This window comes from Brachyspira alvinipulli ATCC 51933, from assembly GCF_000518245.1.
In the GTDB taxonomy this organism is placed as follows: Bacteria; Spirochaetota; Brachyspiria; order Brachyspirales; family Brachyspiraceae; genus Brachyspira; species Brachyspira alvinipulli.
In genome coordinates, this window is record NZ_KI912403.1 from 496,056 (window position 1) to 511,761 (window position 15,706).

A 15,706-nucleotide genomic window follows, 5' to 3' on the forward strand; every position below is an offset into this window, starting at 1 on the left:
AAGAATTAATCCCCTGCCCACAACAAACAAACTTACCAACAAACTAATTAGATTACAGTCCCACTTTTAATTACTGTATTTTTAGGAAGTATTACTATACCATCCCTAATACAATAAAATTCACTATCCTGATGTTGTATTTTTTTCTTATTTGTGATAATAACATCATTACCTATTCTTACATTCTTATCTATTATAACGTTTTTTAGTGTACATTTCTTACCGATTCCTATTTTAGGAAGATGCTTAACATTTAGTCTTTCAATATCATCACTGTCTTCATAATAGTCGCTACCCATCATAATAACCCTTTCTAAAGTAGATCCGGTTTGAACAACAGAACGTACACCTATAACACATTCTTTTATAGTAGCATTTTCAATCCTACATCCGTCAGCTATTATACTTGAAGTTACTGTAGCTTTTTCAACTTTAGAAGGAGACAAATAACGTACATGTGTATATATAGGAGCATTTTCATCATAAAAATCAAAAGGAGGATTCTTACTTCCAAAAGATATATTAGCTTCAAAATATGCTTTAATAGTTCCTACATCTTCCCAATATCCCTGAAAAGCATAACTGAACACTTTATATTTCTTTATTGCTTCTGGTATAATATCTTTACCAAAATCTATCATAGAACCATCAGATAAAATTTCTTTAAGTACATTACGTCTAAATACATATATACCCATAGAAGCAAGATATTCTTTTTTTGGATCTTCTATGTTGAACATTTTCTTTTGATCCTCTGTTAATTTCAAAGAATTAAGTACTTCATCTTCCTTAGGCTTTTCATGGAAGTTAGTAATTTGTCCTCTTTTATTAACAAGCATTACTCCGAAACCCTTAGCATCTTCTCTAACAACAGGAACAGTTCCAACAATTATATCTGCTCCCGTCTCAAGCATATGCTGAAGCATTACATTATAATTCATACGGTAAACTTGGTCTCCTGAAAGTATCACAACATTGTTAACAAATTCACTATCAAAATGTTCCCAATTTTTTCTAACCGCATCAGCAGTACCTTGATACCAATCTATATTAGTATCTGTCTGTTCTGCAGCAAGTATACTTACATGCCCGCCTGAAAAGTTATCAAATCTATAAGCATTATATATATGATTATTTAAAGAAGCACTATTAAATTGTGTAATAACATATATGTTTCTGAACCCACTATTAATACAATTAGATACTGGTATATCTATCATTCTATATTGACCACCTAAAGATACAGCAGGTTTGGAACGTGCTTTTACTAATGGATAAAGCCTTGTTCCTCTTCCTCCTCCGAGTATCAAAGCAACAGTATTAAATGATCTCATAAAAAACTCCAATAAATTTTTCTAAAAACTAAATGATTATATTATTAAGTATAGTAAAAAAATAAGGGTTTTTCAAGAATCAATAATTATAGTATTTTATATTATATTGAAATGTTTTAAAGCCTTGTATACGCCATCATTATCAACATCATCTGTTACATAATCAGATATATTCTTCACACTTTCATTAGCATTACCCATAGCAACACCTATAGCAGCATGCTTAATCATACTTATATCATTACCGCCATCTCCAAAAGCCATTGTTTCTGATATATTTATATTATAATATTCTATAATCTTATCTATACCTATATGTTTGCCGCCGCCTTTTGTATTAACATCTGTAAATAATGGGTGCCATCTATTTGATTCACAATTTTTAAATATTTTTGCCATTAATTCTTTTTCTTTTTCTTCGCATACAAATAAATTGATTTGAAGAATATTATCAATATTCTCTTCCAAAAAGTTATAATAATTATCTACAACCGGTATTGGAAGATTTATAGATTTAGAAACTTTTTCAACTTCATCCGTCTTATAATTTATAAATATACCGCTGTTCATCATAACAGAACATGGAAACTGCTCTTCATTTTTAAGATAATTAATTAATGAATATATTTCTTCTCTTTGTATTCCATTTTTATATATTTCTTTATCTCCTATAAAGCAGTTGCATCCATTAGCTGTTATATATCCATCAAACTCCAAATTATCCAAATTATTTATATGTGTCTTTATTCTACCTGTAGCTATAAAAAGTTTAATTCCTTTTTCTCTTAATAATTTCATAGCTTCTTTTGAAGAATCTGAAACTTTATGTGTATTAAAACTAACTAAAGTACCGTCTATATCAAAAAATACTGCCTTTATCATACTAAATATCCTAAAAAATTAATCTATTAAATTAAAATGTTTCAATGCTTTATAAATACCGTCCTCATCAACACTATCTGTTACATAGTCTGCAACTTCTTTTACATCATCATTAGAATTATCCATAGCAACACCTATAGCAGCATGCTTAATCATACTTATGTCATTACCGCCATCTCCAAAAGCTATTGTTTCTGATATATCTATATTATAATACTCTATAATCTTATCTATACCTACATTTTTACCGCTGCATTTAGGATTTACATCAGCAAATGAAAAATGCCATCTGCTTGCTACAGAATTTTTTAAAACATTATTCATTATATCCTTTTCTCTTTTATCATCTACAAAAATATTTAACTGTAATATATCCTTATAATTATTAGTTATATAAGAATCAAAATCTACAGCTTTAGGAGGTTTTACATTTGCCATACCATAAAGCATATTAATTATATCATCTATGTAATTAATATATACAGAATTGCTTGTTACTACAGAGCATGGAAATTTATTTTTCTCATCTTTAACATAATTCATTAGAGAAAATAAGTCTTCTTTATCGAAAGATACCCTAAAAATTTCTTTTAAATCTTCACCCTCTTTAACAAAACAGCATCCGCCATTAACTGTTATGTATCCATCTAATTCAATATCTTCTAAATTATCTATTTGAAATAATGCCCTTCCGCTTGCAACAAATACTTTTACACCTTTTTCACGAAGCTTCTTTATAGCCTCTTTAGAAAATTCAGAAATTTTATGGGTATTAAAGCTTACTAAAGTGCCATCTATATCAAAAAATGCTGCTTTTATCATTATTTAACTCTCAATATATTTTTTTATTTTTATAATGTATAGATTATATATCTAAAAATATTATTTTCAATTATTCTAATTATGAATAAAAAAAAGATACCCTAAATTAATTAAGGTATCTTTTCTATTTACATCATTTTATACTTTTATATTTACTTTGTACTAGGTCCGAATTTAAATCCTAACTGCAAACCTATATCAAAACTTGAATAAGAAACTTCATCAACTATTAATCTAGTACCAGTCATTACTGCATTATTAATAGTATATAAATTAGGTTCTACACCAAAATCATATCCTAAATATAGACCTATATTAAATGCCAATTTTTCAGTAAAGAAAATAGAATAATCAAAAGTAAATTTCAAATATGGTATTATTGTAGATCTAAAATTTCTTTTCATATAATCAGAATCCATCTTTGTATCAGTTGTAATAGAACCTGCTTTGTAATGTAAATTTCCAGATACAGGAATTTTAACACCTCCGCCAATACCTACAGCAAAATTATAAAAATTAAATTTAGGAAGCAATCCTAGCTGTATACTGTCAAAGGAATATGTTTCAGATATATTTTTACTAAGTTTATTAATATAAGAATAAGTATCATGGCTGTAACCTATTTCACCGAGAACACTCAATCCAAGATTACCTGTAAACTTAAACATATAACCAAGTTGTGCAGTTACTCCTATATCAAAACCTATTCCGCTATTTCTTCCAACTACATTACGTATACCACCATTCAAAATTATATCCTGATTCTCACCATAATCAGTTAAATCATAATCATAAATACCAACACTCATTCCAATAGGAACATTTAATATAAATTCAAATCCTCCGTCAATAGCAAAAGATGTTGCACTTATAGCTACAAAGGCAAAAATATAAAGTATTATTTTTCTCATAATATTTTCAACTCCAATATGATATTTTTTATATAATAATACTTTAACACTAAAAATATAATTAACAATAGTAAAATTATAATTATTGTAAAATAATACTTAAAAAAACCAAAAAAATTTACAAAAAATGCAATAAAAATGAACCTTGTTCAATTTTAGCGTTAAAAAATAAATATTTCAGTTTTAAATTTAATAGAGTTTTCAAATTTAAATAATCCCAATTTACTAAAAGATTATAAACTAATTATGTATTTAATAATGTCTTTCATAATATTATTTTTTAATAAATTGCATGTTAAGTAGTAATTAAAATTAAAGCGTGCTGCAAATATAAAAAACAATACCCGCAGCACAAAAAGAAACACTGATTTTATCAAAAGACATAGTAAGGTTCTATATTTAATTAATAATATAGATATAGAAAAATTATAGACTGATAAATAATTAACAGCATAACTCCTATACTATTATAACTATAATTATGATTACTATATAATAAATTTTAAAAATGTCAATAAAATATATTATAAAAAATAAATTTATATAATTATATTTGTACTTATTTATATAGATTAATTAAATTATGTAAAAAATATATTATAAATATGATACTTGACAATTTATTATTTTATAGTATAAAGATTTCCATAATACAAAATCCATATAATATGTCCTAAAGGAAGCTGAATGAAAAAAGGTAAAAAATCAGAAATAAAAAAACTGAGAGTCAAAACACATAAAAACCTTTTATTAGTTAAAGGAAACACTGAAGAAGATAACAAAAAATTAGAAATAATAAGAGATATATTAATAAATGATGAAAATAAAGATAAAGCAGATTTACATAATTATTTTTTAGAAAATAAAGGAGAAGCTATTTTTAAACATCTGCCATTCTTTGATATATATGAAAGGCATTTTTCTAAATATAGAGGAAAAGATATTAATATGATGGAAATTGGTGTAGGAAGCGGCGGTGCTGTAAAGATGTGGCGAGAATATTTTAGAAACAACAACAGCAAAGCTAATGTCAATATATATGCTATAGATAAGAATCCTAAATGTAAGCAATTTGAACAAGATAATATAAAAATATTTATAGGCTCTCAAGATGACAGAGATTTTTTAAAAGAAGTAAAAAACCAAATTCCAAAATTAGATATATTAATAGATGACGGCGGACATAGAATGAATCAGCAGATAATTACATTTGAAGAGATGTATGAGCATATAAAAGATGACGGTATTTATTTATGCGAAGATGTTTATACTTCATATTGGCCTAATTTCGGAGGAGGATATAAAAATCCTAATTCATATATAGAATACACAAAAAATTTAATAGATTATCTTAATGCATATTGGTCTACAGTAGAAGATGATCTGTATCCTAATAGTTTTACTGACAGCACCTACTCTATTCACTATTATGACGGAATTGTAGTTATAGAAAAAAGAAAAAGAGATACAAGGTACAATGATATATGTCAGCAGGCTATTATAGGTAAAACTAAAGAATAAAAATAATTCTTTTAACAAAGCAAATATATTTACTTTTTAAAATGTAAGAATAAAGACTTAAATAATATTATTATTACAAAAGCTATTATACTTATTAAAACTATAGTTGCACCTGGTTTAAGTCCTTCATAATAAGAAATAAATATTCCAAGTATAGTAAAAAATAAATTAAACAACACAGCATATATAATAGTCTTTTTATAACTTCCTGCTATCTGCATAGAACAAGCAACAGGAACAACCATCATTGAAGATACAATTAAAGCACCTACAGCCCTTGCTGATATTGATACTGTAACAGCTGTAAGTATAGTAAAAATAAAGTTTATTCTATTGACAGGAACTCCAGAAAGTTTTGCAAGTCTTTCATTAAATATGATATAAAAAATCTCTTTATATAAAAATATAAAAACAAGTATAGATATCAAACTTATAAGTATAACTAATCTAAGTTCAAAATCGCTTACAGCAACTATGCTTCCAAATAAAAAACTATTAAAATTTGAATTATTTGACACAAAACCAGAAAGTATACCAGCTAAACCAATGGACAATGACATTATAATAGATATAGACATCTCTCCATATTTAGCAATTTTTTTTCTTATAAACTCAATAGAAAGAGCAGCCAATATACAAAATATAATAGAAGCTAATATTGGATTTATATTAAATACAAGACCGAATGTAACTCCTGCAAGAGAAGTATGCGATATAGCATCCCCTATCATAGAAAGCCTTTTTAATACAACGACAACTCCAATGCAAGGTATAATTACAGCAAGCATAATACCTACTATAAAAGCCTTACGCATAAAATCATATTGAAATATTTCCATTTATAAATATTACTCCATATTATTAAAAAAACAGCAAGAACAGACATCATTATTATGAGGATGTTTATGCTTATGAGAAAGTTCTATATCTATTTGTTTTTTGGCAAGCTCAACTAAAGTTCCATCTTCAAAACAAAATATTCTATTTGATATTTTTGATACTCTTTCCACATCATGCGTAACCATTACTATAGATACTTTTTCATTTTTATTTAAGTCCTGCAGTATATTATATATTAAATCTATAGTTTCCGCATCCACTCCGTTTGTAGGCTCATCAAGAACAAGTAAATTAGGATTAGATATTAAAGTTCTGGCTAAAAAAACTCTCTGTATTTGTCCGCCGGAAAGTTTAGATATCATTCTGTCTTTATATTTATCCATACCCAAAAGCTGTAATACATTCATAACTTTATCTTTATGCTTCTTATTTGGAAATTTAAATAAACCAATATCAGCAAAATTATTCGACATTACTATTTCATAAACTGTAGCTGGAAAATTTGCAATTTTAGAATATGCATTCTGCTCTAAATATCCTACCTTTCTCCAATCTTTAAATTTACTTATATCCTCTTCATATAGTTTTATACTTCCTCTATATTGATGAAGCTCTCCTAAAATAAGTTTTAATATAGTACTTTTTCCAGCTCCGTTTGAACCTATTATGGATACAAAATCTCCGCTGTTAATATCAAAACTTACACATCTTAGTATATCAACTGATGTATATCCAAAATGCACATTTTTAAATTCTACAACTTTACTCATATATTTTAATTAAGTCCATTAGTTAAAGATAAAAAGTTTTTTTCCATTATAGAAAAATAATCCTCTCCCGCATTAATATATTCTTCACTTAAAGACTCTATAGGATTTAATGTATATATTTTAGCTCCTGACTCTTTAGCTATAGAATCTACTAATCTGGAACTTGAAAAATCTTCATAGAATATAGCTTTTATATTATTATTTTTTATGAAAGATATTGTTTCAGACATGGCTTTAGGATCTGCCTCATCTCTTGCAATGGCAACCTGATTTAAAGAATATTCTTTGCAAAAATGACCGAATGCAGGATGAGTTACAACCAAATTAGTATTTTTAACATTGGATAAATAATTTCTAAAAGTATTATCCAATTCATCTAAACGTATTGCATATATATTGTAATTAGAATTATAATAATCAGCATTGGCAGAATCTGCTTCTATAAAGGCATTTTTTATATTTTCCATTTGTTTTTTTGCTTTAATTGGAGAAAGCCAAAAATGAGGGTCAGATTCTTCATTAATAATTCCAGAAGAAGCTTCAACATATTTGATATCTTTTATACTATTTTTAACAGTATCAACCCAATGCTCCATACCTCCGCCATTATATATAAAAAGATTAGCCTTAGTTAAATTCGCCATATCTTTAGAAGTTATTTCAAAATCATGAGGCTCTGCACCAGCAGAAGTCATATTATAAATATCTGCTTTTTCTCCGCCTATCTTTTTAGCAAAATCATAAATAGGATATATACTTGCATATACTTGAATTTTATTATCTGCTTTATTAGCTATATTATTATTTGTAGTATTACTATTACAACTAATAATTAAAAATGCACTAATTATGATTGTTAGAATTTTTTTCATATTGTATAAAATCCTTTATTAAAGTATTATAATTTTAATATTATAATACTTTAATAATCAAATTTCAATCTGTTTTATTATACTAACATTTTAATAATATATGAAAATACATTATTAAATATAAGAACTTTTTACCGAAAATATTAATAGTATTATATTATTAGGATAATTATGAAATATATTGTAGGATTTTTAGCTGCTGCGGTATTCATAGTTTCATGTGCTACAGCACCAATAGCTCAATCACATGAAAATAATCTTCATGGCAAGAAATACAAACTTGTAAGCATGTACCCAGAGATGAATATTACTATAGAATTCACATCAGATACAATTTCTGGATTTTCTGCTGTAAATAATTATTCATCTTCATATATGATTGACGGAGATATTTTCAATGTACTGTCTATAGTAACAACAAGAAAGTTAGGCTCTGACGAAGAAAATAGTGCTGAAAAAAAATACCTTGAAATGCTTAAATCAGCCACTTCATATAAGATTAGCGGTAAAAATCTAATAATATATACATTGTTATCAAGTGAAAATTTAATTTTTGAAGAGATTTAGAGTATTGTAATGATAAGAAAAGTTATAGCATCAGCATTATTTATTATTATATTCCTTATAATTTCATGTACTTCAACCAGCAAATCAATAGCTATATCTACAAGTACGCTTAATGGAAAAACATTCCAGCTTACTAATATGTTTGAAGGAAGAGGCATAACAATATCCTTTTATAATGAAGAGTTTTATGGATACAGCGGATTCAATACGTATCTAGGCGAATATGAAATGAGAAGAGGAAACATAATAATATTAAAAAATATGGCTGTAACAAAAATGGGTGGAACATCTGAAGCAGTTGAAATAGAAAAGCAATATATAGAATTATTAAGCAAAGCCTCATCAATAGAACTTACAAGCAATACCCTAACAATAATAACATTAGATGATGAAAGACTAGAGTTTAAAAGAATAAAATAATATAAAAAATGAAAAATAAAAAAATCATATATTTTATAATAGGTATAATTATATTTATTGCATTATGGTCTTTTATTTCTATAAAAATTAATTCAGAAATAATATTCCCAAATATACAAAGCATATTAAAAAAATTATTAGAAATAGTATCAGAAAAATCATTTTATAAAGATTTAATCTCCAGTATGGCAAGAGTATTAATAACATTTGCATTGTCATTTTTATTAGCATTAGTTTTTGGAATAATATCAGGCATATTCAAAAATATTAGATATATATTAATGCCTATAATAAATTTTATACGTACAATACCAACTATACCATTAATATTAGTTGCTGTAATATGGTTTGATAATAATACAGTTCCTATATTTGTATCTATGCTTGTAATATTTCCAATAATGTATGATTCGGTATGCAATGGAATAATCAATGTCGATAAAAATTTAATAGATATGTCTTTATCTTACAATGTATCTTTAAAAACTCAAATAATCAATCTATATATACCATTTATAAAACCATACATATTAACTGGGATATCTCAATCTATGGGTATAACTTGGAAAAGCATATTAGCTGCAGAAATACTTGCAATTCCAACTCTAGGTATAGGAACAAAATTATATGAATCTCATTTATATTTAGATACTATTTCATTGTTTGCATATTGTCTTATAGCTGTTATATTTAATGGAATATTTGAAATTGTTATAAGGATTAACAATGACAGATAATAATATATTTAAATTAGAAAATATAAATCTATCATATAATGATTTAATAATATTTCAAAATTTCAGTATAGAATTTCATTTAAATAAAATAAATATAATATTAGGTTCATCAGGATGCGGTAAAACTTCTCTTTTAAATATAATATCATCAAAAATAGACAAAAAAGATCAGGCATTCGTATATCAGGAACCTAGATTATTAAATTTTTTCAATTCCTATAAAAATATAGAATACATTTTAAAAGATAAAATAAAAGATAAAAAAGAAAGAGAGAAAAAAATAATATCATCATTAGAGATAGTCGGACTTGAAAAAAATATATACTCGAAACCAGAAGAACTCAGCGGCGGAATGAAGCAAAGATTATCATTGGCAAGAGCTTTAGCTTATGATTCAAGTTTTATACTAATGGATGAGCCACTTCAAGGACAAGATATAAAAAGAAAAAAAGAACTTCTTGATATAATCAAGCAAATACAATTAAAAACAAATAAAACATTTTTTTATGTTACGCATGATGTATCAGAAGCTGTTATACTAGGAGATTATATATACATATTATCAAACCAAAATAACAGCACTAAATTAATATTTAATACCCATATAGAAGAGAATGAGTTAAATAATAAATTGGAATTACAATCATCACTTACAAATATATTAATTAATAATTAAATATATTAAGCAATATTATTACTATTTATTAATAAAAAATCTATTAATATAGTCTATAACAAATATAGCCAACACTATAAAAGGCAAAATATAAGTTACATAAAATCTAGCCCATTTAGGAAACTTGATACCCTTTCCTATATCTGCTTCTTTAATAAAATTATCCCATCCCCAGCCGAATTCTCTTGTACAGAATATAAGTATAATTATACCTCCGATTGGAAGAAAATTATTACTTACTAAAAAATCAAGTCCGTCAGCTATTGTGCTGCCCTCTCCAAGAGGTTTTATAAATGATAGTATATTGAATCCTAAAGCTGTAGGCAAACTTAATATAAATATGCTTACAGCAACTATTATAGTAGTTTTTTTACGGGGCATTTTAGTTTCAGACATAGTAAATGCAATAATATTTTCAAATACTGCTATTATAGTTGTTAATGCCGCCATTGATAAGAATAAAAAGAATAATGCTCCCCATAATCTTCCTAAAACCATAGAATTAAATATATTAGGTAAAGTCAAAAATACTAATCCTGCTCCTTCACCTGGATTAATCCCAAAAGAAAATGTTGTAGGAAATATAACAAGACCTGATAAAAATGCTATTAAAGTATCAAGCCCCATAACCATTACAGATTCTCCCGTAAGAGAATATGTTTTATCTATATAGCTTCCAAATATGGTCATAGCTCCTATTCCAAGACTCAAAGTAAAGAATGACTGTCCTATAGCAGCATAGGCAACGGAGAAAAACCCTTTAATACCTCCGCTGAACATTTTATCCAAATCAGGAAGCAAATAAAATTTAAGACCTTCTTTGGCATTAGGCAATGTTACAGCTCTTATTATAAGAACAAAAAGAACTAATAAAAGAAGCGTCATCATAACTTTAGTAACCTTTTCAACTCCATTTTCAAGACCCATCATACATACAAATGTTGCTATTACAACAGTTATAGTCATCCATAATATTAAAGTAGAAGGAGAAGCTAAAACAGAATTAAAAAACTCCCCTACCTGCTGAGGATTAAGACCTTGAAGTTTTCCCATAGCCATAAAATAACAATATGATAAACACCATCCTGCTATAGTAGTATAAAACATCATAAGAAGTACGCATCCAAATAATTGTATATATCCTACTATATGCCATTTATATCCTTTTTTCTGCAAAGCTCTATAAGAACCTGCTAAATCTCTTTTACCTGCTCTTCCTACAGAAAATTCCATTACAAGTATAGGAAGCCCCAATATTACAAGGGATATCAAATAAAGAAGCACAAAAAGAGCACCGCCGTACTTTCCTGTAATATAAGGAAATCTCCATACATTACCTAAGCCTATAGCACATCCTGCTGAAACTAATAAAAATCCTAATCTGCTTGAAAGTTTTTCTCTATCGTTATTATGCATATCACATACCTATAATTTATTTTAAATAATAATTAATAATAATTAAAAAATATAAAAATAATATTTAGAATATTTAATTATTAGAAATTTTCAAATTGTTTATATAATTAGTATATATATTTATATCATTAGTGTTTTCTATTAAAATAAAATTAACTCTTCTGTTTTCTTCATTATTTGTATATATATTTAATGAATCCTTTAGAGCATAATTTGTAAATTTAGATAAATTAGATGATTTCATATTAAAATATACTGTTTCGCATCTCTTATATGATAAATCTTCTATAGTTTTTCTATTATAAAGAAACAATATATCATCCTTTTTATTTTCTAAAAACTGATTTTCATTATAAGATATATGTCCCTCTATAATTATATTCATAATGTTAGTATCTTGAGATAAACTGCTCACATAATTTATAGTATCATCATATTTATTTAAATCTAAATAACTGCTATTTGATGTAAACAAAATAGCATGAGGTACTACCAATAATTTTCCTCTATCTGTTACAATATATTGATATTTTGTTTTATTGGTTTCAGGAGTAGGAATTCCTTTAGGAACTTCAGGTTCAGGTTTAGATTCTACCTCTACTTCAACTTTTGGAGGTTCTGTTTTTTTGGCAGTTGATATAACTATTGCCCCATAAGAATTCAAAACTATTAATAATAATATAGCTAATATAGTAATAAATGATTTTCTTTTTTTAAACATATAAAAAACCTTTCAAATCATATTATACAATATATTAAAAAAATTTAAATATTGTATTTATGTTATAAATTAATTAGACTCAAAAGCAAAAAAAATTATGTATTTTCATGTTAGAAAATTGACAATAACAAAAATAGCATTATACTATATAAAGTAGTATATTTTTTATTTTATGTAAATATTTTATTATAATCAATGAGGAGAATTTATTATGGCATCAAAAAAGATGGTTTACTTCTTTGGTAACGGTAAATCTGAAGGTGCAAAAGAAACTAAAGCACTTTTAGGGGGTAAAGGCTTGGGACTTGCCCAAATGACAGAAAGTAAAGTTCCTGTACCTGCTGGTTTTACAATTACTACAGAAGTGTGTGATTATTACTCAAAAAACAAATCATATCCTAAAGGATTAGACAAACTAGTTGATGAAAATATTAAAAAACTAGAAAAAGCAATGAATATGCAGTTTGGAAATGCTGAAAAACCATTGCTTGTATCTGTACGTTCCGGAGCTGCTATATCTATGCCTGGTATGATGGATACAATACTTAATTTAGGTATTAATGAAAATGTTGTAGAAGGTATAATAAAGAAAACTAATAATCCTAGATTTGCTTGGGATGCTTATAGAAGATTTATACAAATGTTCGGCGATGTTGCTATGGGTGTAGATCATGATAAATTTGAAGAAATTTTGGAAGAGAAAAAACATTCTATAGCTTCAAGAGTAGGAAAAACAGAAAAAGAAGTAAAAGATACTGATTTAGATGTAGAAGATTTAAAAGAAGTTGTAGCAAAATATAAAGACATGTATAAAAGAGAAATGGGAGAAGATTTCCCAGATGATCCTAAAGTACAGTTATGGCATGCTATTAATGCTGTATTTAGAAGTTGGAACAACCCTAGAGCTGAAGCATACAGAAAATTAAATGATATAAGAAACTTATTAGGTACTGCTGTTAACGTTCAGGCTATGGTATTTGGTAATATGGGAGATACTTCTGCTACAGGAGTATGTTTCTCACGTAACCCAGCTACTGGTGAAAACAAATTCTACGGAGAGTTCCTAATCAATGCTCAAGGAGAAGACGTAGTTGCTGGTATTAGAACTCCTCAGGAAATTACACTTGAAGGAAGTATAGAATGGGCTAAAAATAATGGCATAAGCGAAGAAGAAAGAAAATCTAAATACCCTTCTCTTGAAGAAGTTATGCCTAATGTATACAAACAATTAGTAAGCTATAAAAACCAATTAGAAAAACATTACAGCGATATGCAGGATATGGAATTTACTATACAAGAAGGCAAACTTTATATGCTTCAAACACGTAATGGTAAAAGAACTGCTGCTGCTGCTGTAAGAATAGCTGTTGAACTTGCTGAAGCTAAAATAATTTCTAAAGAAGAAGCTATAATGAGAGTAAATCCTTCTGATTTAGATCAATTACTTCACCCAATGTTCGATCCTAGTGCTAAAAAAGGTGCTAAAGTTCTTGCTAAAGGATTAAATGCTTCTCCTGGAGCTGCTGTTGGTAAAGTAGTATTTGCTGCTGACAGAGCTGAAGCTATGAAAGAAGCTGGAGAACAGGTTGTACTTGTTCGTATAGAAACTAGCCCTGAAGATATCAAAGGTATGAATGCTGCTGAGGGTATATTAACTGCTAGAGGCGGTTCTACTTCACATGCTGCAGTTGTTGCTCGCGGTATGGGTAAATGCTGTGTTGCTGGATGTAGCGCTTTAGAAATTGACTATTCTAACAAATGTATGAAAGTTGGAGAAGAAACAGTTAATGAAGGTGATTATATCTCTATAGATGGTTCTACTGGAGAAGTTATGCTTGGTAAAGTAGCAACTAAAGAAGCTGAGATGTCTGAAGACTTCAAAAAACTTATGGAATGGGCTGATTCTATTAGAAAATTAGAAGTACATACTAATGCTGATACTCCTCATGATGCAAGCATTGCTAGAAGTTTCGGTGCTGAAGGTATAGGTTTATGCCGTACTGAACACATGTTCTTCAATGCTGACAGAATTAAGAGTGTAAGACAGCTTATACTTGTTGCTGAAGAAGTTAAGCAATTAAAAGAAAAAATAGAGGCTGCTGAAAAAATCGGCGATAAAAAAACTATAGAAGAACTAGAACCTTTATATAGAGAACCTAGAAAACTTTATGATGATGCTTTAGATAATATACTTCCTATGCAAAGAGAAGACTTTATCGGAATATTTACTGCTATGAATGGATATCCTGTAACAGTAAGACTTTTAGATCCACCTTTGCATGAGTTTATTCCTCATGAAGATTCTCAATTACAAGAGCTTTCAAGTGAAATGAATGTTTCTTTCGATAAATTAAAAGCCATTAGAGATTCTTTACATGAATTTAACCCAATGCTTGGTCACAGAGGATGTCGTCTTGGTATTACTTATCCTGAAATATATGATATGCAAGCTAGAGCTATTATTGAAGCTGCTGTTAAAGTTAAGAAAAGCGGTGTTGATGTTCACCCTGAAATAATGATTCCTCTTGTTGGTACTTTAAAAGAGTTAAAAATGATAAAAGAAAGAATTATCAAAATAGCTGATGAAGTATTTGAAAAAGAAGGTTCTAAAGTTGCTTATAAAGTAGGTACTATGATAGAAGTTCCTAGAGCTGCATTAGTTGCTGATAAGATTGCCACAGAAGCTGAATTCTTCTCATTTGGTACTAATGACTTAACTCAAATGGGAGGCGGTTTCTCAAGAGATGATGCAGGTAAATTCTTAAAAGACTATGTTGATAAAGAAATATACGAAAAAGATCCTTTCCAATCATTAGATCAGGAAGGTATAGGAGAGCTTTTAAGAATAGCTGTTACTAAAGGAAGAGCTGCTAACAAAAAACTTACTATTGGTATTTGTGGTGAGCATGGAGGAGATCCTTCTACAGTTATGTTCTGCCATGATATAGGATTAGATTATGTAAGCTGTTCTTCTTATAGAGTACCTATAGCAAGACTTGCTGCTGCTCAAGGTGCTATAAAATCTAAACCAGCTAAAAAAGCATCAGCTGCCAAAAAACCAGCTGCTAAATCAGCTCCAGCTAAAAAAACTGCTGCTAAAGTAGAACCTAAATCTTCTGCTAAAAAAGCAACTGTTAAAAAAGCCCCTGCTAAAAAGACAGCTTCTAAAACTACAGGCAAGAAAAAGTAATAAAATATTTATATAAAAAATAACATA

General features: G+C 27.7%; 15 protein-coding genes. 6 read left to right on the plus strand and 9 right to left on the minus strand.

The window, feature by feature from the left end:
- Positions 1-47: 47 nt before the first annotated feature.
- The 4 genes from T324_RS0109760 to T324_RS0109775 form a co-directional block, all read right to left on the minus strand.
- Positions 48-1,334: a glucose-1-phosphate adenylyltransferase gene (locus T324_RS0109760; RefSeq protein ID WP_028330080.1), complete on the minus strand. Its 1,287-nt coding sequence runs from the start codon at positions 1,332-1,334 to the stop codon at positions 48-50.
- 96 nt (positions 1,335-1,430) lie between these two features.
- Positions 1,431-2,216, minus strand: a complete 786-nt coding sequence (locus T324_RS0109765; RefSeq protein ID WP_028330081.1) for a Cof-type HAD-IIB family hydrolase — start codon at positions 2,214-2,216, stop codon at positions 1,431-1,433.
- 18 nt (positions 2,217-2,234) lie between these two features.
- Complete coding sequence (locus T324_RS0109770) at positions 2,235-3,038, minus strand: Cof-type HAD-IIB family hydrolase (RefSeq protein WP_028330082.1); 804 nt, start codon at positions 3,036-3,038, stop codon at positions 2,235-2,237.
- A 152-nt stretch (positions 3,039-3,190) separates the two neighbouring features.
- Positions 3,191-3,949 (minus strand): outer membrane beta-barrel protein, encoded by a 759-nt coding sequence (locus T324_RS0109775; RefSeq protein WP_028330083.1) that lies wholly within the window; start codon positions 3,947-3,949, stop codon positions 3,191-3,193.
- A 687-nt stretch (positions 3,950-4,636) separates the two neighbouring features.
- On the opposite strand from T324_RS0109775, the gene T324_RS0109780 reads away from it, so the two are divergent.
- Complete coding sequence (locus T324_RS0109780; RefSeq protein WP_028330084.1) at positions 4,637-5,470, plus strand: class I SAM-dependent methyltransferase; 834 nt, start codon at positions 4,637-4,639, stop codon at positions 5,468-5,470.
- A gap of 29 nt (positions 5,471-5,499) precedes the next feature.
- Here T324_RS0109780 and T324_RS0109785 read toward each other — a convergent pair whose 3' ends face one another.
- The 3 genes from T324_RS0109785 to T324_RS0109795 are packed head-to-tail and all read right to left on the minus strand — an operon-like array spanning position 5,500 to position 7,952.
- Positions 5,500-6,309, minus strand: coding sequence for a metal ABC transporter permease (locus T324_RS0109785; RefSeq protein WP_028330085.1), 810 nt, complete (start codon positions 6,307-6,309; stop codon positions 5,500-5,502).
- 9 nt (positions 6,310-6,318) lie between these two features.
- Positions 6,319-7,080 carry a metal ABC transporter ATP-binding protein gene (locus tag T324_RS0109790; protein WP_028330086.1) on the minus strand — a complete coding sequence of 254 codons (762 nt, stop codon included), beginning with the start codon at positions 7,078-7,080 and terminating at the stop codon, positions 6,319-6,321.
- A gap of 5 nt (positions 7,081-7,085) precedes the next feature.
- A complete protein-coding gene (locus T324_RS0109795; protein ID WP_028330087.1) occupies positions 7,086-7,952 on the minus strand; it encodes a metal ABC transporter substrate-binding protein in 867 nt (288 codons plus the stop codon).
- Positions 7,953-8,123: 171 nt separating this feature from the next.
- Here T324_RS0109795 and T324_RS0109800 point away from each other — a divergent pair, with 171 nt between their 5' ends.
- Genes T324_RS0109800 through T324_RS0109815 form a run of 4 tightly spaced genes read left to right on the plus strand, consistent with a single transcriptional unit; the run spans position 8,124 to position 10,352 of the window.
- Positions 8,124-8,519, plus strand: coding sequence for an META domain-containing protein (locus tag T324_RS0109800; protein ID WP_028330088.1), 396 nt, complete (start codon positions 8,124-8,126; stop codon positions 8,517-8,519).
- Between the two features lie 9 nt (positions 8,520-8,528).
- On the plus strand, positions 8,529-8,939 hold the full coding sequence (locus T324_RS0109805; protein WP_028330089.1) for an META domain-containing protein: 411 nt from the start codon (positions 8,529-8,531) through the stop codon (positions 8,937-8,939).
- 8 nt (positions 8,940-8,947) lie between these two features.
- Entirely contained in the window at positions 8,948-9,676 is a 729-nt protein-coding gene (locus T324_RS0109810) for an ABC transporter permease (protein ID WP_028330090.1), read from the plus strand.
- Positions 9,666-10,352: an ATP-binding cassette domain-containing protein gene (locus tag T324_RS0109815; protein ID WP_028330091.1), complete on the plus strand. Its 687-nt coding sequence runs from the start codon at positions 9,666-9,668 to the stop codon at positions 10,350-10,352. The genes T324_RS0109810 and T324_RS0109815 overlap by 11 nt, the downstream gene beginning before the upstream one ends.
- A gap of 21 nt (positions 10,353-10,373) precedes the next feature.
- Here the strand turns inward: T324_RS0109815 and T324_RS0109820 are convergent, their stop codons facing one another.
- Positions 10,374-11,768 carry a sodium-dependent transporter gene (locus tag T324_RS0109820; protein WP_028330092.1) on the minus strand — a complete coding sequence of 465 codons (1,395 nt, stop codon included), beginning with the start codon at positions 11,766-11,768 and terminating at the stop codon, positions 10,374-10,376.
- 73 nt (positions 11,769-11,841) lie between these two features.
- Positions 11,842-12,489: a hypothetical protein gene (locus T324_RS0109825; protein ID WP_028330093.1), complete on the minus strand. Its 648-nt coding sequence runs from the start codon at positions 12,487-12,489 to the stop codon at positions 11,842-11,844.
- Between the two features lie 211 nt (positions 12,490-12,700).
- On the opposite strand from T324_RS0109825, the gene ppdK reads away from it, so the two are divergent.
- On the plus strand, positions 12,701-15,679 hold the full coding sequence (gene ppdK, locus T324_RS0109830; RefSeq protein ID WP_028330094.1) for a pyruvate, phosphate dikinase: 2,979 nt from the start codon (positions 12,701-12,703) through the stop codon (positions 15,677-15,679).
- Positions 15,680-15,706: the final 27 nt, after the last annotated feature.